General features: G+C 38.4%; 23 protein-coding genes and 1 pseudogene. 6 read left to right on the top strand and 18 right to left on the bottom strand.

The genetic code is table 11. The features are described from left to right. Nucleotides 1–11 precede the first annotated feature (11 nt). The 10 genes from gltX to JNUCC52_RS14440 all read right to left on the bottom strand — a co-directional run bounded on the left by gltX (nucleotide 12) and on the right by JNUCC52_RS14440 (nucleotide 11,074). Nucleotides 12–1,472, bottom strand: a complete 1,461-nt coding sequence (gene gltX, locus JNUCC52_RS14485; protein WP_217270327.1) for a glutamate--tRNA ligase — start codon at nucleotides 1,470–1,472, stop codon at nucleotides 12–14. Nucleotides 1,473–1,596: 124 nt separating this feature from the next. Further along, nucleotides 1,597–2,073, bottom strand: a complete 477-nt coding sequence (gene ispF, locus JNUCC52_RS14480; RefSeq protein WP_024364393.1) for a 2-C-methyl-D-erythritol 2,4-cyclodiphosphate synthase — start codon at nucleotides 2,071–2,073, stop codon at nucleotides 1,597–1,599. A 221-nt stretch (nucleotides 2,074–2,294) separates the two neighbouring features. Next, nucleotides 2,295–2,987, bottom strand: coding sequence for a 2-C-methyl-D-erythritol 4-phosphate cytidylyltransferase (gene ispD, locus JNUCC52_RS14475; protein WP_337980215.1), 693 nt, complete (start codon nucleotides 2,985–2,987; stop codon nucleotides 2,295–2,297). Nucleotides 2,988–2,999: 12 nt separating this feature from the next. Next, on the bottom strand, nucleotides 3,000–4,085 hold the full coding sequence (locus JNUCC52_RS14470; RefSeq protein WP_337980214.1) for a PIN/TRAM domain-containing protein: 1,086 nt from the start codon (nucleotides 4,083–4,085) through the stop codon (nucleotides 3,000–3,002). Between the two features lie 347 nt (nucleotides 4,086–4,432). Beyond that, complete coding sequence (radA, locus tag JNUCC52_RS14465) at nucleotides 4,433–5,809, bottom strand: DNA repair protein RadA (protein WP_173479243.1); 1,377 nt, start codon at nucleotides 5,807–5,809, stop codon at nucleotides 4,433–4,435. Nucleotides 5,810–5,900: 91 nt separating this feature from the next. Next, on the bottom strand, nucleotides 5,901–8,345 hold the full coding sequence (locus JNUCC52_RS14460) for an ATP-dependent Clp protease ATP-binding subunit (protein ID WP_173479242.1): 2,445 nt from the start codon (nucleotides 8,343–8,345) through the stop codon (nucleotides 5,901–5,903). Beyond that, nucleotides 8,335–9,444, bottom strand: a complete 1,110-nt coding sequence (gene mcsB, locus JNUCC52_RS14455; protein ID WP_173479241.1) for a protein-arginine kinase McsB — start codon at nucleotides 9,442–9,444, stop codon at nucleotides 8,335–8,337. Before mcsB ends, JNUCC52_RS14460 begins: the two co-directional genes overlap by 11 nt. Then, entirely contained in the window at nucleotides 9,441–9,983 is a 543-nt protein-coding gene (locus JNUCC52_RS14450; protein ID WP_173479274.1) for a UvrB/UvrC motif-containing protein, read from the bottom strand. Before JNUCC52_RS14450 ends, mcsB begins: the two co-directional genes overlap by 4 nt. Nucleotides 9,984–9,996: 13 nt before the next feature. Further along, nucleotides 9,997–10,467, bottom strand: a complete 471-nt coding sequence (locus tag JNUCC52_RS14445) for a CtsR family transcriptional regulator (RefSeq protein ID WP_337980213.1) — start codon at nucleotides 10,465–10,467, stop codon at nucleotides 9,997–9,999. A 301-nt stretch (nucleotides 10,468–10,768) separates the two neighbouring features. Further along, complete coding sequence (locus tag JNUCC52_RS14440) at nucleotides 10,769–11,074, bottom strand: DUF4870 domain-containing protein (RefSeq protein ID WP_139860488.1); 306 nt, start codon at nucleotides 11,072–11,074, stop codon at nucleotides 10,769–10,771. 124 nt (nucleotides 11,075–11,198) lie between these two features. Here JNUCC52_RS14440 and JNUCC52_RS14435 point away from each other — a divergent pair, with 124 nt between their 5' ends. Continuing rightward, the gene (locus JNUCC52_RS14435) at nucleotides 11,199–11,876 is read left to right on the top strand and encodes a class I SAM-dependent methyltransferase (RefSeq protein ID WP_337980212.1); all 678 of its coding nucleotides are present in this window, start codon (nucleotides 11,199–11,201) and stop codon (nucleotides 11,874–11,876) included. A gap of 115 nt (nucleotides 11,877–11,991) precedes the next feature. Continuing rightward, complete coding sequence (gene corA / locus JNUCC52_RS14430) at nucleotides 11,992–12,954, top strand: magnesium/cobalt transporter CorA (RefSeq protein WP_139860491.1); 963 nt, start codon at nucleotides 11,992–11,994, stop codon at nucleotides 12,952–12,954. 181 nt (nucleotides 12,955–13,135) lie between these two features. Here corA and JNUCC52_RS14425 read toward each other — a convergent pair whose 3' ends face one another. After that, the gene (locus JNUCC52_RS14425; protein WP_139860492.1) at nucleotides 13,136–13,345 is read right to left on the bottom strand and encodes a hypothetical protein; all 210 of its coding nucleotides are present in this window, start codon (nucleotides 13,343–13,345) and stop codon (nucleotides 13,136–13,138) included. A gap of 334 nt (nucleotides 13,346–13,679) precedes the next feature. On the opposite strand from JNUCC52_RS14425, the pseudogene JNUCC52_RS23205 reads away from it, so the two are divergent. Continuing rightward, nucleotides 13,680–14,177: pseudogene (locus tag JNUCC52_RS23205) on the top strand (protoglobin family protein); the annotation flags it as partial. Nucleotides 14,178–14,249: 72 nt separating this feature from the next. Next, complete coding sequence (locus tag JNUCC52_RS23200; RefSeq protein WP_443136924.1) at nucleotides 14,250–14,990, top strand: methyl-accepting chemotaxis protein; 741 nt, start codon at nucleotides 14,250–14,252, stop codon at nucleotides 14,988–14,990. Nucleotides 14,991–15,045: 55 nt separating this feature from the next. On the opposite strand, the gene JNUCC52_RS14415 is transcribed toward JNUCC52_RS23200, so the two are convergent. The 6 genes from JNUCC52_RS14415 to adh all read right to left on the bottom strand — a co-directional run bounded on the left by JNUCC52_RS14415 (nucleotide 15,046) and on the right by adh (nucleotide 20,125). After that, a complete protein-coding gene (locus JNUCC52_RS14415; RefSeq protein WP_173479238.1) occupies nucleotides 15,046–15,525 on the bottom strand; it encodes an acyl-CoA thioesterase in 480 nt (159 codons plus the stop codon). 69 nt (nucleotides 15,526–15,594) lie between these two features. Continuing rightward, a complete protein-coding gene (locus JNUCC52_RS14410; protein ID WP_173479237.1) occupies nucleotides 15,595–17,022 on the bottom strand; it encodes an aldehyde dehydrogenase family protein in 1,428 nt (475 codons plus the stop codon). Nucleotides 17,023–17,123: 101 nt separating this feature from the next. Then, entirely contained in the window at nucleotides 17,124–17,315 is a 192-nt protein-coding gene (locus JNUCC52_RS14405; RefSeq protein WP_228134203.1) for a DUF4003 domain-containing protein, read from the bottom strand. A gap of 120 nt (nucleotides 17,316–17,435) precedes the next feature. Further along, nucleotides 17,436–17,780, bottom strand: coding sequence for a DUF3969 family protein (locus JNUCC52_RS14400; protein ID WP_173479236.1), 345 nt, complete (start codon nucleotides 17,778–17,780; stop codon nucleotides 17,436–17,438). 440 nt (nucleotides 17,781–18,220) lie between these two features. Further along, nucleotides 18,221–18,583, bottom strand: a complete 363-nt coding sequence (locus tag JNUCC52_RS14395) for a DUF779 domain-containing protein (RefSeq protein WP_173479235.1) — start codon at nucleotides 18,581–18,583, stop codon at nucleotides 18,221–18,223. 21 nt (nucleotides 18,584–18,604) lie between these two features. After that, the gene (gene adh / locus JNUCC52_RS14390; protein WP_337980211.1) at nucleotides 18,605–20,125 is read right to left on the bottom strand and encodes an aldehyde dehydrogenase; all 1,521 of its coding nucleotides are present in this window, start codon (nucleotides 20,123–20,125) and stop codon (nucleotides 18,605–18,607) included. A 242-nt stretch (nucleotides 20,126–20,367) separates the two neighbouring features. Here adh and rluF point away from each other — a divergent pair, with 242 nt between their 5' ends. Further along, nucleotides 20,368–21,069 (top strand): 23S rRNA pseudouridine(2604) synthase RluF, encoded by a 702-nt coding sequence (gene rluF / locus JNUCC52_RS14385; protein ID WP_337980210.1) that lies wholly within the window; start codon nucleotides 20,368–20,370, stop codon nucleotides 21,067–21,069. A 22-nt stretch (nucleotides 21,070–21,091) separates the two neighbouring features. Further along, nucleotides 21,092–21,811 carry a DUF6904 family protein gene (locus tag JNUCC52_RS14380; RefSeq protein ID WP_173479232.1) on the top strand — a complete coding sequence of 240 codons (720 nt, stop codon included), beginning with the start codon at nucleotides 21,092–21,094 and terminating at the stop codon, nucleotides 21,809–21,811. 290 nt (nucleotides 21,812–22,101) lie between these two features. Here the strand turns inward: JNUCC52_RS14380 and JNUCC52_RS14375 are convergent, their stop codons facing one another. Continuing rightward, nucleotides 22,102–22,599: a cupin domain-containing protein gene (locus JNUCC52_RS14375; protein WP_337980209.1), complete on the bottom strand. Its 498-nt coding sequence runs from the start codon at nucleotides 22,597–22,599 to the stop codon at nucleotides 22,102–22,104. Nucleotides 22,600–22,679: the final 80 nt, after the last annotated feature.

Here is a 22,679-nt window from a genome sequence, read left to right as displayed (position 1 = left end):
ATTAATTTCTATTATTTCGCGAATTTTTCTACACGGTCAATTGTTTTCTCTTTACCGATTAAACAAATAGCATTTGGAAGCTCTGGACCATGTGTTTCACCTGTCGCCACTACACGGATTGGCATAAATAAATTTTTACCTTTATGACCTGTTTCTTTCTGTACAGCTTTGATAGCCGCTTTAACAGCTTCAGGTGTAAATTCTTCTAAATTTTCAAGTTGTGCTTTAAATGCAGCCATTACCTCTGGCACTTGCTCACCAGCTAAAACTGCTTTTGCTTCCTCATCATATTCAATATGATCGTTAAAGAATAGGCGAGAAAGCTCTACAATTTCAGCACCAAAGCTCATTTGCTCATGGTAAAGTGCGATTAAATCCGTTGCCCAAGCATGCTCTTCTGCTGTTAACTCTTCTGGTAATAAGCCAGCTTTTTGTAAGTGTGGTAAAGATAAAGCCACTACTTCTTCTAAAGATAATTTTTTGATGTATTGATTATTCATCCAAGTAAGTTTTTGCTTATCAAACATAGATGGCGATTTTGATAAACGTTTCTCATCAAAGAGTTTAATAAATTCTTCTTTTGAGAAAATCTCTTCTTCCCCTTCAGGAGACCAGCCTAGTAAAGCGAAGAAATTGAACATAGCTTCTGGTAAATAACCAAGGTCTTTATATTGTGTTACGAATTGAATAATTGACTCATCACGTTTTGATAATTTTTTGCGGTTTTCGTTAATGATTAATGTCATATGTCCAAAGCGAGGATATTCCCAGCCAAACGCATCAAAAATCATCATTTGTTTTGGTGTATTTGATAAATGCTCTTCTCCACGGAATACGTGTGAGATTTCCATAAAATGATCATCTAATACTACCGCATAATTGTATGTTGGAATACCATTTGCTTTCACAAGTACCCAATCGCCCACATCTTTTGACTCGAACGATACTTGTCCACGCACTAAATCGTCAAAATCATATGTTACGTTTTCAGGAACACGCATACGAATCGTATATTGTTCACCAGCCGCTTCTTTAGCCGCTACTTCTTCCGCAGATAAATGACGGCAAGTACCATCATAAGTTGGTGCTGCAACGCCACGAGCTTTTTGTTCTTCACGAGATGCTTCTAATTTTTCTGATGAACAGAAACATTTATAAGCTTTACCTTCTTGTAATAACTTTTCAGCATGCTCTTTATAAATATCTAGGCGTTCCATTTGACGATAAGGTGCATATGGACCACCGATATCGATTGATTCATCATATTCGATACCTAACCATTTTAAGTTATCTAACTGAGACGCTTCTCCACCTTCTACATTACGCTCAATATCCGTATCTTCAATACGCACGATGAATTTACCGTTATGATGTTTTGCATATAAATAGTTGAATAACGCTGTACGTGCACCACCGATATGTAAAAATCCTGTTGGTGATGGCGCGTAACGAACGCGAACTTCTTTCGTCATAATTAAATGCCTCCTAATGTTCGTCTGAAAATAATTCCGACCTTTTTTAACTTTGTTCATTTTACCACTGTAGTATAGGAAATAAAAGTAGCGCGTGCTATAGGAATTGAACACGCGCCATTTTTTATTTTTTTATCAATAAAATCGTTGCCATCGATGCAATGCCTTCTTCTCGACCAGTAAAGCCCAATCTTTCAGTAGTTGTAGCTTTGACATTTACTTGTGATGCATCTGCGTTTAATAGCGTTGCAATACGATTTCTCATCTGTTCAATATATGGTGCCATTTTTGGACGTTGTGCCATAATCGTGCAATCCACATTGCCTAGCACATAGCCTTTGTCTTCAACGATTTTCCAAATATACTCTAGCAACTTTGCTGAGTCAGCATCTTTCCATTCAGGATCTGTATCTGGAAAATGACGCCCAATATCACCTTCACCTATTGCCCCAAGTGCTGCGTCAGTTACTGTGTGTAATAATACATCTGCATCCGAATGCCCTACTAAACCTTTTTCATGAGGAATTGTAATACCACCAATAATTAGTGGACGCCCTTCTTCAAAAGCATGTACGTCAAAACCTTGTCCTACTCGAAACATACAATACTGCCGTTACAACTGAAATAATTGTAACAGCATTCACCTGCCTTTATGTTTTATATTTATAGACAGTTTACCATATTTCCTAGGAAATTGAGCTCTCTACCTCATGATCAATACTCTTAACATACGCAACAAACTTAATGTTTTTAATAGTTTGGTCAAGATTATTAAAAAAAATCCCATCAGCTACAATCAACTGATGAGATTTCAAAGTTTTTTTAATAAGTTTCCGCCACTCGGCGACGCAAAATTGCTTCACCAAATAGTAAATCTTCTTTAGTTGTCATCTTCACATTCTCGTAAGTACTCTCTACGATATGAACGGCATGACCAAGACGTTCAACTAGCATTGCCTCATCTGTGCCTAAAAAGCCAACTTTCTCGGCAACATCTTCGGCCTCTACAATCAAATCAAATCGGAAGGCTTGCGGTGTTTGTATCATCCACAGGCTTTCACGATCCACTGTTTCTTCAATGATACCGTCACGGACTTTTTTCATCGTATCCTTCGCACGAACACCAGCAATAGCAGCACCAAAATCATGAGCACTTTGCACAAGGTTTGCAATAATAGCATGCGTAATAAATGGACGTGCTGCATCATGCACTAAAACAATATCCACTTGCTCCATTTCCTTCATGCAGGAATGAACCGAATGTTGACGCTCTGCTCCACCATCAGGCAAGCCCTTGACTTTAGAGATGCCGTAGCTCGCAAGCATTTCTCGAATAAATGCTCGCTCCTCTGGCTTCACTGCAAGCCAAATTCCTGTACAGTTTTCATCTTGTTCAAATACTTCCAATGTGTGTATTAAAATTGGTTTCCCTAAAAGCTCTAAAAATAATTTATTTTGTCCTGCTCCCATTCGCTTCCCGCTACCTGCTGCTGGAAGTACTACTTCATACTGCACATTTCCCACTTCCTAATCATCCTTTGGCTTGGCAAAAATCATACGACCTGCTGATGTTTGTAGCACGCTCGTTACCGTTACTGTAATCGCCTGTCCTATATAACTGCGGCCACCTTCTACAACTATCATCGTGCCATCATCCAAATAAGCGACACCTTGGTTATGCTCTTTCCCATCTTTAATAACGACAACCTGCATATCCTCACCAGGAATCACCACTGGTTTTACCGCATTTGCCAAATCATTGATGTTCAACACTTGCACTTGGTGTAGCTCACATACTTTGTTCAAGTTGAAATCATTCGTAACAATTTGCGTATCATTACCCATTTTCTTTGCAAGACGCACAAGTTTTAAATCGACTTCCTGCACATCTTCAAAATCTTCTTCGGTAATCTCTACTTTTGTCATACGTTCATCTTGCAGTTTTTTTAATATATCCAAACCACGGCGACCTCTTGTACGTTTTAATGTATCTGAGGAATCTGCAATATGCTGAAGCTCCGTTAGCACAAACTGCGGCACCACTAGGACACCTTCGATAAAGCCCGTTTCTGAAATATCCGCTATACGCCCGTCTATAATAACACTCGTATCTAGCAATTTATAACTACCACGAATTTCTGGAACTTCAATACCTTCAGCTGCTTTTTTCTTCGCATTATGTCCACGCAATGTAAATAACTGTAATAGCTCATCTCGCTTCTTAAAGCCTACACGGAAGCCCAAATATCCAAGCACAAACGAAAGGATAATTGGTATTACTTCTGTAATAACAGGTAACTGAACACTATCAATCGCAAAGCCTAGGAAATAGGCAACGATAAGTCCTATAATTAGCCCAAGCGTACCAAATAATAAATCTCCAACAGGTACTTTAAATAGTACCTCTTCCATCCAGCTAATAAGCCGAACGAAATAGTCGGAAAATGCAAATGATAATGTAAATAGTAAAAGCGCCCCTAAAGCAACTGATACATAAGGATTATCAAGCCAAGGATTAGATGATAAATGAAGCAATTCGTATAATGGCGGTAAGAAAACAAGGCCTAAAGCTCCTCCAATCAGTAAAAAAGCAATTTGAATAAATTTTTTCATACTGTCACCTCCAATTCTTATAATCGATTATACATATTTTTCAGTAGAAAATCTTTTTTGAGCCCATCAAAACATTATTATTTTAACTGCATTTTATAGGACGTTATTAAAGCCTAGAGAGATGCATTATTTCCACAATAATTGTTAGCCAATTTTATGAAATTTTATGACTACTGTCATAGGGGAGGAAAAGTGCATGCTAGGGTATCCCAACATGCACTAATTTATTGAATTACATCATTTAGAATGTTCCACTATAGAATAAAGCCTCCACGCACAGGCACTTAGACGCTAATTTTACACTGCTAAAAAATGTTGGTGTTCTTTTTGGAAAACTATTATTTTATTTATAGTTCTCTAAAGCAGGCATTTAATGCATCCTTAATCGTCTCTACACCAACAATCTCGATGCCTTGTGGGAAGTCCCAGCCACCAATATTAGAGGCTGGAATAAACGCTCGTTTAAAGCCTAGTTTTGCTGCTTCAATTACACGCTGTTCAATACGTGTTACACGACGAACCTCTCCTGTTAAACCTACTTCCCCAATAAAGCAGTCTGTAGCACGCACTGCCTGATCTTTAAAACTAGAAACAATACTCGTCAACACCGCTAGATCAATTGCAGGCTCATCTAGCTTCACACCGCCAGCAACTTTAATATATGCATCCTGTGCTTGTAGCATGAGGCCCATCCGCTTTTCAAGCACCGCCATCAGCAATTGCACGCGGTTTTGGTCTACGCCTGTAGCCATACGTTTTGGATAATTGAAGCTCGTCGGCGTCACAAGCGATTGAATTTCTACTAAAATTGGTCGTGTTCCCTCCATCGATGCCACAATTGTTGAGCCTGCCGCACCTTGTGAGCGCTCCTGTAAAAACAACTCGGATGGATTCAATACTTCCTTTAATCCACCTTGAAGCATTTCAAAAATAGCAATTTCATTTGTTGAACCGAAGCGGTTTTTCTGACTCCGCAAAATACGGTGGTTGTGATGGCGCTCTCCTTCGAAATACAGCACTGTATCCACCATATGCTCTAATATACGCGGCCCTGCAATTTGCCCTTCCTTCGTTACATGCCCTACTAAGAAAATAGCAATGCCTTTCGTTTTGGCAATTCGCATAAGCTCTGCTGTACATTCACGTACTTGCGAGACACTACCAGGTGCACTCGTCACCTCAGGATGGAAAACTGTTTGTATGGAGTCCACGATAACAAACTTCGGCTGTACATCCTCTATTGTTTGGTTTAATAGCTCTAAATTCGTCTCCGAATAAATATAAAGCTCTTGTGAAATTACTCCTAAACGCTCTGCACGCAATTTCGTTTGTCGAATAGATTCTTCACCAGAGATATACAGCACACGGTGACCTTTATTTGATAGCAACGCTGATACTTGTAATAAAAGCGTTGATTTCCCAATCCCAGGATCACCACCGATTAATACAAGGGAACCTGGCACGATGCCTCCACCTAAAACCCGATTGAGCTCGCCCATTTCTGTAGCTACCCGAGACTCCTCAGCTGCTTCCACTTGTATAATAGGTATAGCCTTCTGTGTTACTGTCGCCGAATGTTGGAATGCTCCACGGGGACCTTTTGCAACGACCTCCACTTCTTCAACCATCTTATTCCATTCTCCACATCCTGGACAACGGCCCATCCATTTTGCAGATTCATAACCACAACCCGTACAGACAAATTTAGTTTTTTTCTTCGCCATAGTACCACCTCGAATATTTGTTCTTATATTCATTTTACATAAAAAAAGACAGCTTGGCACTATAGGCCTCGCTGTCTTTGTAACGACCTGCTTATTTAGAAATTGAAACGCCCTCTTTTTTCTGAACAACGAATTCATCATTCGCATAATCGATTACAACTTGGTTTCCTTTTTCTACATTGCCTTTAAGCAGTTCTTCCGATAGACGGTCTTCCACTTGTTTTTGCAATGCACGACGTAATGGACGTGCACCATATTGAGGATCATAGCCTTCCTCCGCAATTTTATTAAGTGCAGCATCGGTTAACTCTAACGTAATATCCTGCTCCTGTAGACGTTTTGTTAAGGACTTAGCCATCATTGATACGATTTCTTTTAAGTGTTCTTTCTCTAGTGAGTGGAACACGATCATTTCGTCGATACGGTTTAAAAATTCTGGACGGAATGCTTTTTTCAGTTCTTCTAGCATTGTACCCTTCATATCTTTGTGCTTCGACTCTGAGCTTCCTAAGCTGAAACCAAGATTTTTCTGATACTTTAACGCGTCTGCGCCGACGTTGGAAGTCATAATGACAACCGTATTGCGGAAATCAACGACACGTCCTTTAGAATCCGTTAAACGACCATCTTCAAGTACTTGAAGTAAAATATTGAAAACATCTGGGTGAGCTTTTTCAATTTCATCAAGTAGCACAACAGAATATGGTTTGCGTCGTACTTTTTCTGTCAGCTGACCACCATCATCAAACCCTACATAACCTGGAGGTGAACCAACTAAACGTGAAGTCGAATGTTTCTCCATATATTCGGACATATCAACGCGAATCATCGCATCTTCATCACCAAACATTACTTCTGCAAGAGCTCTTGCAAGCTCTGTTTTTCCGACCCCTGTAGGACCAAGGAAAATAAATGAACCAATTGGACGCTTCGGATCTTTTAAACCTGCTCTTGCGCGTCTAATGGCACGAGAGATTGCCTCAACAGCCTCACCTTGCCCAACAACTCGTTTGTGTAATTCTTCCTCAAGTTGTAATAGTTTAGATGATTCTTCATGTGCAATTTTTGCAACAGGAATTCCCGTCCACATCGACACGACAGCTGCCACATCGTCTACCGTTACTTTTGATTCGGCTTTACCTTGTTCTTCTTTCCATGTTTTACGCGTTGTTTCGATTTCGTCTTTTAGCTTTTGCTCTGTATCTCTTAAAGACGCAGCCTTTTCAAATTCTTGACCAGATACAGCCGCATTTTTCTCAGAGCGCACATTTTCAAGTTTATCTTCCAATGCTTTTAAATTTGGTGGCACTGCGAATGAACGTAAGCGGACTTTTGAACCAGCTTCATCAATTAAGTCGATTGCTTTATCAGGCAGGAAGCGGTCTGAAATATAACGATCACCCATTTTTGCCGCTGCCTCGATTGCTTCATCTGTAATTTTCACACGGTGATGCGCCTCATAGCGATCACGTAAGCCGTGAATAATTTGAATAGCTTCTTCAACCGTTGGCTCATCAACTTGAATAGGCTGGAAACGACGCTCTAAAGCTGCATCTTTTTCAATGTATTTGCGGTACTCATCTAATGTTGTCGCACCAATACATTGCAATTCACCGCGTGCTAAAGATGGTTTTAAAATGTTAGAAGCGTCAATGGCACCTTCTGCCCCACCTGCACCGATAAGCGTGTGTAATTCATCAATGAATAAAATGACATTGCCTGCTTGGCGAATTTCATCCATTACCTTTTTCAAACGATCCTCAAATTCACCACGATATTTAGTACCTGCAACAACTGTCCCCATATCAAGCGTCATAACACGTTTGTCGCGGAGAATTTCTGGTACCTCGTTGTTAATAATTTGTTGCGCTAAGCCTTCTGCTATCGCCGTTTTACCTACTCCTGGTTCACCAATAAGCACAGGGTTGTTTTTCGTACGACGTGATAGCACTTCAATCACACGTGTAATTTCTTTACTTCGACCAATAACAGGGTCTAGTGAACCTTCACGAGCAATCTGTGTTAAATCACGCGCTAAGCTATCTAATGTAGGCGTATTTGCAGCCTGTGTAGCCTGTTGTCCAGATTGTGCATTGTCATTATTACCTAACAACAATAATACTTGCTGACGAGCTTTGTTTAAGCCCACACCAGCATTGTTTAATACACGAGCAGCTACCCCTTCGCCTTCACGAATAAGCGCTAATAGTAAATGTTCTGTGCCAATATAGGAATGACCTAATTTACGCGACTCATCAACCGATAATTCAATAACTTTTTTCGCACGAGGCGTGTAGTGAACAATTGGTCCAACATCCTCAGTTCCTTTACCGACTAGCTCTTCAATACCTGCTTCAATCATTTGAGGGCTAATATCGATGGCTTCTAATGCTTTCGCAGCTATACCACCGCCTTCACGAATAAGCCCTAAAAGAATATGCTCTGTTCCTATTGATTCGTGCTTCCAACGAATTGCCTCTTCCTGTGCAAGCTGTAATACTTTTTGTGCGCGTTGTGTAAAACGATTAAACATCATATGAATCCTCTCCTTTTCCCCCTATAATAGGCTTACTCTTAACTTCTAGAAATAATGCCTCTCGCAGCATTTTTGCTCTTGCTCTGTCTCGCTCAGCAGGCGGTAAAACCTCTCCTGCATAGTGCTGTAGAAATCCTGGCTGCATGCTGACAACACACTCGTTTAAAGAGGTTGCTTTAATATTATCAATCATCTGCAAATCGACCCCTAAACGCACATTTGATATGCAAGTAGCAGCTTCTTCACTTGTTAAAATTCGAGCATGCGTTAGTGTTCCTAAAGCTCTGTATACACGATCTTCTAATGCAAGTTCCGCTTTTTCCATTAGCTTACTTCTTGCTTGTCGTTCTTTTTGAATAATTTTTTCTGCAACACTTTGGATGTCTGCTAAAATGTCTTCTTCTGTTTTTCCTAATGTAATCTGATTTGACACTTGATAAATATTTCCAAGATTCTCACTACCTTCACCGTATATACCCCTAACGGTCATCCCTAAACGAGTCATGGCATTGATGATTTGGTTCATCTGACCTGTCAATGTAAGCGCAGGAAGGTGCATCATTACAGAAGCACGTAATCCCGTGCCGATATTTGTAGGACAACTTGTTAAATATCCAAAAGTATCACGAAACGCATACGGCAAGGCTCCTTCTAGGGCTCGATCAATCTTATTTGCTTGCTCATATGCCTTCTGAAGTTGAAAACTTGCCGTCATACATTGAATGCGTAAATGGTCTTCTTCGTTCACCATAATACAAATAGATTCATCCTCAGATAACAACATTGCGCCGACTTGCTCTTTTTTTGCTAGCTGCGGACTAATTAAATGCTTTTCAACTAAAATTTGTCGTTGTAACGTTGTTAAATCTTTTATAGAAAAGTAAGAATATCTTTCTTGAAGCTTGGAACTGTCCTGTATTGCGTGGGTGACAGCCTGCTCTACCTGTAAAGCCTCGTTTTCCGAGAACACTAAAGGAAAACGAAATCCATCTAAGTTTCTAGCAAGGCGGATGCGTGTACTAATGACAATATCTGAATAGTCATCCTCCATATCCATCCATGCAGGTGTAGCACGCTCTAAAAACGATTCAATCATCATGACACATCACCACCTTCGAATTGTAGCTGCTGCTCAAGATCTTTTGCCTTGTCACGAAGCTTCGCAGCTTCCTCAAATTGTTCCTCGTCCACCGCATCCTTCATGCGTTTCCGAATATCTTCAATCTGTTTTTTAATGACAAAAACATTGTTTTGAGCACCAGGCATTTTACCGATATGCTGCGGTCCAGCTTGAATCCGATTAAACAGCTTTGGCAAATGCTCGCTAAATGTGTCATAACAACTAGGGCAACCGAATTTACCCTCTTTCAAAAATCGCTTATACGTAAATCCACATTGTGGACATGTTTGTTGCTGAGGTGGCGCTTGCTGTTTTTCACCGACTTTTTGCCATGTAGGTGAGCCAAACCAGTTGGATAATAATTGTTGAATCGATACAGGCTCTTGTTTAAACTCTGCATGGAACGGATGGAACTGTGAGGCACAGACATCGCAATAATGGTGTTCCATCTTCTGCCCATTTTGTACTTGTGTCACAGTTACTGTTGCATTGCGCTGCTTGCAATGTTCGCAAATCATTTCCATCACCTCTTTATTTTTGCTTTTCATATTTAATGGTTGTTAACATCGCTCGCAAAATTTTCGCACGAATGCTATCCCGTAAAGGTAGTTGTAAATCTAAAGTCGAACGATCAACCGCTGCTAACATTAATTTCGCTTCTCGCTTTGAAATTACCTGCTCGTCAATTAAACGATATACTAAACCTTCTGCAACCGTTTGCGAGGCTCCTCCTTCAATTTGCAAGAGCACATCATCTATTAGATCAATTTGTGAGTTTGCACGGACACGTAAAATACGAATGTATCCACCGCCACCCCGTTTACTTTCAACGAGGTAACCCCGCTCGGCTGTAAATCTTGTATTGATTACATAATTTATTTGTGAGGGCACACATTGAAATTTATCAGCAATTTCACTACGTTTGATTTCAATATGCCCTTCTCCACCTAATTCAAGTACTTGCTTTAAGTAGCCTTCTATGATGTCTGAAATATTACGCACTTTAAGAATACACCTCGCTTACCTCACTGACTTTGACTATCTTTGACTATCTTTGAGTATATTATACAAAACGCTTGAAAATAATTGCAATTATTTCGCACAAAGATTTGTGTAAAGCGCATGGATATGACATATTGCCTTCATCATGACGTGCTTTTAGTTGTGTGTAAAAAAGCGCATGGACTACTAAGAAAATGCTTGTCCGCTAAAAATATAACTCGTTCTTGTCTATAATGTACCCTTTTTGCTTAAAGAAAAAACGCAAGCATATGCTCATAGCATATACTTGCGTCGTTAAAAATTATACCCAGCGACCAACGATTGGATAACGCCAAGGTTCATCTGAAAAGGCCTTCACGATTCCGATAATAGGTACGATGTATACCATAGCGATGAATATTAGTAAGAACGGTAAACCGATTAATACAAATGATAGGATACCAGCAATTACAATCAATATGCCCATCACGATTTGGAACAATAGCGCTTGCACCGAAAAACTTTTCACTTCTTCATCAGAACTAATTAGGAAAAATAAAATCGGCACTAAAAATGGCGCAAAAAACGCACTGGCATGTATGATTACCTTAGACCATTTTGTTTCCATATATATCAACCTTCCTTTATGGTGTGTCATTATGATTAATACTTCTATTTACGGAACTATACGCAAAATAGTTTCAAAAGCTGCTTAAATTTTTAAAACTTTTTTGAAAGGTATGTGATACTAGATGGAATTTAATAACACGCTTGCGAACGAATATGAAAAGGGTATAAGAAGGACATTACCAAGTTACGATGCCATGCTACGTTTAACGAAAGCTTTTTATCAATCCACACTGCAAGAGCAAGCAAGTTTTTTAGTTGTAGGCTCAGGTAGTGGTAATGAAATTATACAGTTAGCCGAGCATAGACCCGATTGGTCATTTGTCGGTATAGATCCGTCTGAAGCAATGTTGAAAATTGCAGAAAACCGTCTGCAATCATTACCAAATGATATTTCTCTACTACAAGGCACAATACTAACTGCATCGGTTCCAGCAATGCACTTTGATGCGGCGAGCTGTATATTAGTACTCCACTTTATTGAATCCTACGAGGAGAAACTTGCTACCTTAAAAGAAATTGCACAACGTTTAAACTCTGGTGCACCATTTGTTCTTGTTTCTAAATACGGACAACTTAACTCCGCTGAAACAGAGCTCCAATTTGACCTATGGCGCGCATATTGGCAACAGCACACAAAACTTTCAAGCACGGAAATAGCGACTATGGAGCAATCTATTCGCTCACTTTCATTTATTCGTGAGGAGGCGATTGTTACGCTCTTACAACAGGCAGGTTTTTCACAGCCTTCGAGGTTTTTTGCTACAACACTATTCGGCGGTTGGATATGCTATAAAGAGTAACTTGAATCCCTATAATATATAGTAATGTACGATAAGTAAATGAGGTAATGATCTTACGGTGATATGTCTCCTCTTACGTACTTAAAACGAGATAAACAGATATGAGGTGATTGCCGTGATTCGCACGATGGCTATGACGAAAGATCAACAATTAATTAAGGACTTTCCACTTGAAGACCTTAAGCAAAACGATTATGAGTGGTATTGGGTAGATTTTAATTGCCCTACTGCAGAAGAAGAACTTTTGCTCGATACATTTTTTCATTTTCATCCACTTGCAATTGAAGACTGCTTAATGCGTCTACAGCGACCAAAACTCGATTTTTACGATGACTATCATTTCTTCGTTATTCACAAATTAAATGAAGAAACGTTAATTGCTGAGGAATTAAATATTTTTCTTTCTGACCATTTCATTGTTACTTTCCACAAAAACGAAACAACCGAGATTGAAAAGGTTCAGAAGCTTTTAGAAGATCAGCCGAAGTATTGGGAACGAGGCGCCGTTTTCCTGACGTATCAAACAATCGATAAAATAGTCGATAGTTATTTCCCGCTTGTATATAAAATCGAGGATCATTTAAATGCGCTTGAAGATGAACTAACTTATCAAAATAATGTAAATGCAATGCAAATTGTGTTTGAATTCCGTAGTGATTTGCTCCATCTACGGCGCACTATTTTACCAATGCGTGACTTATTGTATCGAATACTTAGCTCATATCGCTTTGCACTGAAAAAGTCGGAAAGAGCTTATTTCGGTGATATCCACGATCATTTAGCAAAGCTTACAGAAATGGTCGAATCTAATCGAGAGCTTACAGCAGATATGCGCGATAGTTATATGGCTATGACCTCTAGCCGTATGAACGGCATTATGATGATGTTGACAATCGTCTCCACCATTTTTATCCCATTAACGTTTATTGCGGGTGTTTACGGCATGAATTTCGATAATATGCCCGAACTTCATGGGCGCTACAGCTACTTTATTGTACTTGGTATTATGCTATTACTTGGACTATTTATGTTAGCATTATTTAAACACAAAGGCTGGTTCAAACTATTTAAACCATAAACTGCTAAGCTACCCTACTAGCTTTCAAAAAAATCCGCGCAAACTTCTAAGGAGAAATAAGGCACGAAGGTCAGCGAAATGCTTAGGCAAATAGCCTGACTCATGCTTTGCCCTCAGAAGGCAAACGCGGATTTTTAACATATAAAAAATTAAGGATTTACTTACATGTCTCGATGATGAATTAATATGGACCTCGATCATCCACTTTATTTTCACCTTGTTGCGGGAATAAGAAGTATGCGAGCACACCCGATACTATTGTTGCACAAATCGTTATTAATAGTTGGTTTAGATCTGGTACATCTGCATAATATTTAGTTAACATATAAACAGAGCCAATTGCTACAATTACCATCACAGGAATTACAAACTTAAAACGCTTTTTCTCCATGTAATACCTCCTCAATACTATTTTTATCTCACATGCATTTTTTTGTAAAACTAAACAGTTCGTATTTTACAGGTTTCCTACTTGAAATTCAAATTGCCCTAATGCCATGAAAAATTAGCGTGTCATAGGTAATCCGACTAATGTCAGCTTCCCAAGTAAAAAAATAATAAAAAAATATAGAAATATCGGAAATTTTTAACCAAATATAGTACAAAAAATAGTAGAATAGATTTAATACCATATATTCACCAAATTTACAAACCTAACAATAAATACACAAAGAGTCTTCAATTACTATCATTATTATGGATTTATAAAGAATGGAGCAGACACAATGAGTTGGTTTACAAAGAAGAACAATTATGGTTATTCAATTACACTTACACCTGAGGAATTTAAACAACATGTACAATTAGATGTTTCAAACTATCCTAAATTACAAAAACAATTACAGTTATTAGACTTAACAACTGAAGATTTAGCAATCATTAAACAATTACAACCTTTAGTAAAAAATGTTATTCCTGAAATGGTCGATCAATTTTATGCAGCGATTAGCTTAAGTCAAAACTTACTAGATATTATTAATAGAACATCCCAAATTGATCGTTTAAAGGTGACTTTACATAAGCATTTAAGCGATATTTTCGAGAGTCACATCAATGACGACTACATTAAAGAAAGAAAAGCAATCGCTGAGACACATGTTCGAATAGGACTCCAATCAAAATGGTATATCGCTTCATTCCAATCACTAACTTCGACTTTTACAAGCTTTGCAAATGATTTAGATATTTCAAAGCATGACGCTATACGTGCCATCAATGCCTTCTGTAAAATCATTAACTTCGAACAACAGCTCGTTATTGAAGCATACGAGAAGGAAGAAGACCGTATACGTAGTGTGGCAGATCAAACAAAGCATGCACTTGTTACTACAATTCAAAGTACTGCCGAGGAGTTAAATGCGATAAGCGAGGAAACAGCCGCTTCCCTTTTAGTCATCTCCTCTCAAACAGATGATATCGCTGTAGCAACTAAACAAGGATTAAACTTCGTTGCAGATACACAGGATAAATCTAAACGTGGTCAGCATCAGTTAAAAGAGCAAAATGAATTAATCCACGATATTTTGCAAAGTGTCAACGGCCTTGAAGTGACGATGAACCAGTTGCGTACATCTTCACAAAAAATTTCTGAAATTGTCGGGCTTGTCACAGGCATCGCTGACCAAACAAATTTATTAGCACTTAATGCTTCAATTGAAGCTGCTCGTGCTGGTGAACATGGTAAAGGCTTTGCTGTCGTAGCCGAGGAAGTCCGTAAGCTTGCAGAAGAAACAAAAAATGCTGTGCAAAATGTGTCACACCTTATTAAAGAAACAGAAAGTAATATTTCAACAATGGCAAGTTCTGTCGTTAATGTTGACCAGAAAATCCAACATAGCGTTGATACACAAACAAGTTTGTCTGAATCATTTAATGATATCGCGGATGCTGTATCAGGTATTCAACAGCAATATGTAAACACGGCAAGAGATATTTCAGCAATTTCTACTTTAATTACAGAGCTATCACAAGGGGCCACACTCGTTTCCTCTTCATCAGACTCATTAATAAATGTTGTAAATGAATTAAATATATAACAAACTAAAAAAAGGAAATTGACTGCATCGTGTCAATTTCCTTTTTGTTATTTAATTAATGTGCCAAAGCACGTTTTTGTTTGCGATGCTCTCGTCGAGCAGGACCTGTTTCAAACAGGCGCTTTTCAGCATCCGTTTCAGGGTAAATTGCAGGAATAGCCTTTGGTTTGCCATGATCATCTACTGCAACCATCGTTACAAATGATTCAGTTGTTAACTTTTCCTCACCTGTTTCAATATTACGAGAAATAACGCGGACATAGACTTCCATAGATGAATGCCCTGTGGATGAAACAATACTTTCAATTTCAAGAATATCACCTACATGTGCTGCCGATAAAAAATCAACAGAATCAATGGAAGCTGTTACAACATGCCCTTTTGCATGCTTCATCGCTGTAATTGCAGCAATTTCATCAATATAAGCTAACACTCTTCCACCAAAAATGGAATTATGATTATTAGTATCTGGTGGTAACACGAGACGCGTCTGAAGTGTACGCGATTGGCTCATTGGTACAGCATTGGTTGTCATAGTTCTTGTAACTTCCCTTCATGTATTATTCTTTCGTCATCGTATCGTAGAAAAAGAATTGATGCAAATTTAGAAGGTTTTTTTCATCGTAATAAACTTCATATCGGTCATTTCTTCAATCGCCCATTTAATACCTTCTCGACCATAGCCACTCATTTTTATGCCGCCATAAGGCATGTTATCTACTCGGAATGTCGGAATATCATTTATTATAACAGCACCTGCTTGCAATTCATCAGCTGCGTACAGGGCATCAGGTAGTACATTCGTAAAAATCCCTGCATTTAAGCCAAGTTCCGACTCATTCACTAGTCGAATTGCGTCGTCTAATGTTTCATATGAAACAATTGAGACGATTGGCGCGAATGTTTCCTGACAAACAACTTTCATATCAGCAGTTACGTTTGTCATAACTGTCGGTGTTAATGTACGTTCTGTAAATGTTCCACCTGTAGCAACAACTGCACCTTGAGCTTTTGCTTCTTCAATCCATTCACGAATTCGGCTAACCTCATTTGGGTTGATCATCGCGCTAACATCTGTGTTTTTATCAAGTGGATCACCGACAACAAGCTTTTCAGTTTGCGCTACAAATTCCTTTGTAAATACATCTATAATCGAGGAATGTACATAAATGCGTTGTAAAGAAATACATACTTGTCCAGCAAAGCTAAAAGCGCCGCTAACACAACGCGCAATAATTTTATCAATTGGTGTCGATGGCTCTACAATAACTGCTGCATTTGAGCCTAGCTCTAATGTTACTTTTCGTAATCCTACTTTTTCTTTAATACCTAATCCCACTTTACCACTTCCAGTAAAGGTAACCTTTTTCACATATGGATGCGTTACGAGTGTATCGCTTAGTTCGCCACCACTACCTGTAACGATTTGTAATGCACCATCTGGTAGTCCAGCTTCCTTAAATATTTCCGCCATTACAATGGCACTAAGTGGTGTTTGTGTTGCGGGCTTTAACACCACTGTATTCCCTACCGCAAAGGCAGGTCCTAATTTATGTGCGACTAAATTAAAAGGGAAATTAAACGGAGTAATAGCAGAAATAACGCCTAATGGCTCACGCTTTGTCCAGCCAATTCGATCACCAGCTCCTGGTGCGGCATCCATCGGTACCGTTTCACCTTTCACCTGCTTAGCACCTTCTGCTGCAAACTGATAAGTCGCTATCGTACGTTCAATTTCTGGTAAACCTGCTGATATAGGTTTACCCGCTTCTTGCGCTAAGATTTCCGCCAATTCGTCTTTTCGACGTCGCATAATGTCGACTACTTTATATAAAATTTCGGCACGTTCGTAGGCGGTTGTTTTTTTAAATGAAAGAAATGCATCTTGGGCACCTTCTATGGCTTGCTTAACATCTGAAACAGATGCCTTGGCTATCTTTGCAATCACCTCACCGTTATAAGGTGACGTTAATTCATAAGATTCCTTAGCATCTTGCCACTGTCCATTTATCCAAAGCTTTGTTTCGTTCATCTTCAAATACACCTCCAAATAATCTGTTCCTCTTTAGTTTATCATGAAGTGCTCGAATTTGACGCTATTGCGGCCGCTGTAACTGTGGATATCATCACAGCCTATTGTGCTTGTATTAGTAATTCAATAGAAGTCATAATGGCCATTGATAGAGATTGTTGAACTTTTGCCATATCATAGATAGCAATTTGCACGGCCATAAATAATACGAATTCGCGATGCCACTTCAACAATTTCATTCCCTTTAATTCTTGATACAAATCAACAATTTGCTGAAGCTGAGCTTTATTCATTTAAAAATTAATCTTTGTATAACACAATATAGAAAAGGCAGCTCGTTTAGCATGTTAAAACGAGCTGCTCTAGAGAAGTACCAATTGTCCTCTTTCAACTACTACTTAAAATCAAATGAATCAATTTATTGATTCAATAACTTTATTTCGAAATTTATATGCTTTTCTTTGTTCTAATTGAGCAATACTTTCATATTCAATTTCGCTTAAACTTTCAAATAATTTTTCAGACATTAGACTCACTATATCTTCTAATTCAGTGCCTAAATGAATAATTTCTAATATTTCTTTTGAAATTCCTTTAGACTGTAATAAATCCATAGTATAAGGGTTAAATAAAACTTTTTCAGTTTCTTCGATTGTTAATAAATCTTTTTTTAACGCCTCAATTAAACCTATTACATTTATGAGTAGTAGTTTTTCTAATTCTTCGGTATTTGTAGTATTCAATAATAATTTATTCATATTTAATTATTTTACACTCCTACCTTGCTTAACTCAATCTACTAACCAGCCTGCAATTTTCGATACAGCCTCCACAGTTTGTGTAAATTGGTTTTCAATTATAACAACATCCATGTTCAACACACTCTTTTTCACTATTTACGTAACATTCTGTCGAAAAGATTCAATCGTTTTGTAATAATTAACATAAAAAGTAAACATAATTTAATGTTTGTAAATAGGTATTATATGGTTTAATTAATATAAACAAAGATGAACGGGGGCTATATTATGATTGAACGGACAATCAGAAAATTACTATTAACCCAGACCCTACAAGAACGATTACAGCATTATTTATTATTGCGAAACTCCCCAAATAACGTAAACCTACAACTACTTTTCCAAAAAAATTAGCATAAAAAAACAGCGACAAAAAAGCTTTTGCCGCTGTCATTAAACTATTTAATTAAGCCTAACTCTTTTAGTTCCTCTGTAGAAAAAGCTCTAGACCTTGTTAAAAATCGTTTACCCTCAACGCCTTCAAGCGAGAACATACCGCCTCTACCATCCACTACGTCTAAAATAATTTGCGTATGTTTCCAATAATCATACTGGTTTTTGTGCATATAAAATGGTGTATCTCCAATCTTACCTAAGCATACATCCTGATCACCTAATATTAAGTCTCCATCAGGATAACACATGGGAGACGAGCCATCGCAACATCCGCCTGATTGATGAAACATAACTGGTCCGTGCTTTTCCTTTAACAATTCAATTAGTGCCAGCGCTTCTTCCGTTGCTAAAACACGTTCAACCACGCTCTAGCACCTCCTCACTGATTAGAAGAAACCAAGTTTATTTTCGTTATAGCTCACCAATAAGTTTTTCGTTTGTTGGTAATGCGATAACATCATTTTGTGCGTTTCACGGCCTATACCTGACATTTTGTAGCCACCAAACGCTGCATGTGCAGGGTATGCATGGTAGCAGTTTGTCCAAACACGTCCTGCCTGAATACCACGACCGAAGCGATATGCTGTATTCATATCACGCGTCCAAATACCAGAGCCTAGTCCATATAATGTATCATTCGCAATTTCTAATGCTTCTTCTTTTGTTTTAAATGTTGTAACTGCCACAACTGGTCCAAAAATTTCTTCTTGGAATATACGCATTTTATTATGCCCTTTAAAGACAGTTGGTTTAATGTAGTAGCCATTTTCAAAGCCTTCACCTACATTATTTTTCTCGCCCCCAATTAGACATTCAGCGCCTTCCTGCTTACCAATATCTAAATAAGACAGAATTTTTTCCATCTGCTCACTTGAAGCCTGTGCCCCCATCATCGTATTCGGATCAAGTGGATTTCCAACTTGAATCGCTTCGACACGTTGTAACACACGCTCCATAAACTTATCGTAAATAGATTCTTGAATTAATGCTCGTGAAGGACACGTACATACTTCGCCTTGGTTAAGCGCAAATAGTACAAAGCCTTCTACTGCTTTATCTAAAAAGGCATCATCTTCATCCATAATATCTTCGAAGAAAATATTTGGTGACTTTCCGCCCAATTCTAATGTAACTGGAATAAGGTTTTGTGACGCATATTGCATAATTAAGCGACCTGTTGTCGTTTCACCCGTAAAGGCAATTTTACCAATACGCGGGTTTGATGCAAGCGGTTTCCCTGCTTCTAAACCGAAACCATTTACAACATTTAGTACGCCTGGTGGCAATAAATCACCAATTAGCTCCACTAACACCATAATAGAAACTGGCGTTTGCTCTGCTGGTTTTAATACAACACAGTTACCAGCTGCAAGAGCAGGAGCTAGTTTCCAAACAGCCATTAATATTGGGAAGTTCCAAGGTATAATTTGACCTACTACCCCAATTGGCTCATGGAAATGATAAGCAACTGTATCATTATCAATTTGACTTAACGCACCTTCTTGTGCACGTAAAGCACCTGCAAAATAACGGAAATGATCAATCGCTAGAGGGATATCTGCATTTAATGTTTCACGAACCGCCTTACCATTATCCCATGTTTCGGCAACGGCTAACTTTTCTAAGTTTTGTTCAATACGGTCCGCAATTTTAAGTAAAATGTTAGCACGCTCTGTAGCGGATGTTTGTCCCCATGCATCTTTTGCTGCATGTGCCGCATCAAGTGCAAGTTCAATATCCTCAGCAGAGGAACGTGCTGCTTGTGTAAAAACTTGTCCAGTAACAGGAGTAACATTATCGAAGTATTGACCTTTCACTGGGGGTGTCCATTCTCCACCAATGTAATTATCATATCTCTCTTTGAATTGAACTACCGATCCTTCAGTGTTTGGAAATGCATAAACCATTTTACTTCTCCCCTTTACACAAAATAATGAGAACTTTCTAGAAAAATCGTATTTTAATATCGAAATAACGATATTTTCATAGAGACTCTCTTACCCAATATATTGTCAGAAATTAATGTTTATTTCAACTTTTTAAAATAAATTTTTATAATATTTATTTTTAGTAGAAAAGTTTATAGAATTCACGGTAATTACATCGATAGGGTATACTTAAGCTAATATAAAATGTATAGGAGAACAATATGAGAATTAACAAATACTTAAGTGAAACAGGCATCGTATCTCGTCGAGGTGCTGATAAATGGGTTGAAGAAGGTAAAATAACGATTAATGGTCTACCTGCTACTGTTGGCAGCCAAGTAGAGACTGGTGATATTGTTTGTGTGGATGGAAAAGAGGTAAAGAAAGAAGAACAACTCGTTTATATCGCCTTAAACAAACCAGTTGGTATTACAAGTACGACAGAGCGCCATATCAAAGGAAATGTCGTTGATTTTGTTAATCACCCTCTACGCATTTTCCATATCGGGCGACTCGATAAGGAATCAGAGGGATTATTATTACTAACAAATGATGGCGATATTGTTAATAAAATTTTACGTGCAGAAAACCATCATGAAAAAGAATATATCGTACAAGTGGATAAGCCGATCACTGATCAATTCATAAAAAAAATGAGCGCAGGAGTAGATATTTTAGATACAACAACATTGCCTTGCCAAGTTGAAAAAATTTCAGATAAAGTTTTTAAAATTATTTTGGAACAAGGCTTAAATCGTCAAATTCGTCGTATGTGTTCAGCATTAGACTATTCAGTTAAACGATTACAACGAGTACGAATTATGAACATTAAACTTGGAAATTTAAAGGTTGGGCAATGGCGCGATTTAACTGATAGAGAGCGGACAGAATTATTCCAACTACTTAATTACACAGCAAAATAATGCATTTGGAGGGGATAGGGAGATGCTTTCCATTCAAAGTACTGAACAGCTTACAGGTGTACGAATAAGCGGTGATTTTTGGGATTTAGATACGCTCATACATGCTATTTATAAAGTAACTGGAGATGAAAACAAATATTATGATTACCAAGGTGCACGTCTTCGCATCCTCGGTTTTTGTCACAATCTTCGTCAAGCCTTGCAGGGGGAGCAACAACTTGAATTTGTGAGCAATGGGCTTAACAAAAATATCCTTACTCGACATGAAATTATTTTTCCAAACAAAAATGTCTATTTCGCTGCGGAAGTTCTCTGGCCTGAAATTCTTTTCACAGCTATTGCCTTAAATGATTTTATTCGTCTACATCAGGAGCTAATCGATTCCTCTGCTTGGAATAGTTATGTCGCCACTATTCGTAATTTCCAAGCAGCGGTTGCTGATTGCCTAGAGCAAGAGCTGAGCGATGATCAATACTTAGTTTTTTTAAGGATGCTTCATACAAAAAGTCCATTGACATTCCGTTACGCCACGCAGTATGTAGATGTTCTAAATTTAGAATACATACAATTGAATACACAAGCACGTAAAGCGCAATTAGCCTCCTTTGCTCTTCGCTTAATGCTTGAGGATGAAGAATACACCGTACTAAAATCTCAGCTAATCGAAGTCGCCAGTACGACCAAAAAAGCACTACACGAAATCCCAATCAACGCAAACTACCCTGAAGAAATTTGGTGGTAGGTGCTAATGTTTCTTCATTTCAAAAAAATGCTAGGAGAAAAAGAGTTAGCATGACTGCAGTCACGCTAACTCTTTTTTGCTATGCCGTTGATGTCCGCTACGGCGGTTGCTTTCCGCGGGCACACCGTAAGCCGCAACCCTCGCTTGCGCGCGGACTGTTGCGTCTTACGCTGCGTGCGTTCCCGCAGGAGTCACCGCCTTCGCTACCATCAACTAGTGTTCTTTCTAACTTTTATTTATCACAACAGCTAGCATAGCTAAGTATTTTTCACATAAAGTAACTGCTATTGTTAGTCAATCTTTTCGTATGCCATTTTACGAATAACTGTCTCATGTTGCGGATAATCAGCTAACAGTTCACCTTGTGTAAATAGCTCAAAGTCCTCAAAATCAAACCCTGGTGCTACCATACAGCCTACTAAACTAAATGTATTTGCATCATCAACGGAAGATCCAAAAATCGTATCTTTTGGCACTGCCACTTGAGGAACCTCACCTGCTTCTAAATTTAACCCTAACTTTTTCGCCTCATATGTACCATCAGGGTAAATCATATGAACAGTTAATGGGCTACCAGCGTGATAATACCAAAGTTCATCTGATTTTAAACGGTGTAAATGTGAAATATCCTGAGATTGTAATAAAAAATAAATGCTTGTATAAATTGGTCTTGTTACATTTCTTACAGCTATCTCCTCTGTTGATCGAAACGAAGAAATATAGTATCCTCCCTCGGGATGTTGATCTAACCCTAATTTATCAATAAAATATTGCGCAGAATAATGCATCAAACTTCACTCCTTTTTTCCACCTTACCAAAAAGTAAAGGTCAAACGCTACTTCTATCTATCATTACTACGGTGTTCAA

The organism is Lysinibacillus sp. JNUCC-52, assembly GCF_015999545.1.
Taxonomy (GTDB): domain Bacteria; phylum Bacillota; class Bacilli; order Bacillales_A; family Planococcaceae; genus Lysinibacillus.
Note: the sequence above shows the minus strand (reverse complement) of the source record. Positions and strands in the feature narration are given on the sequence as shown.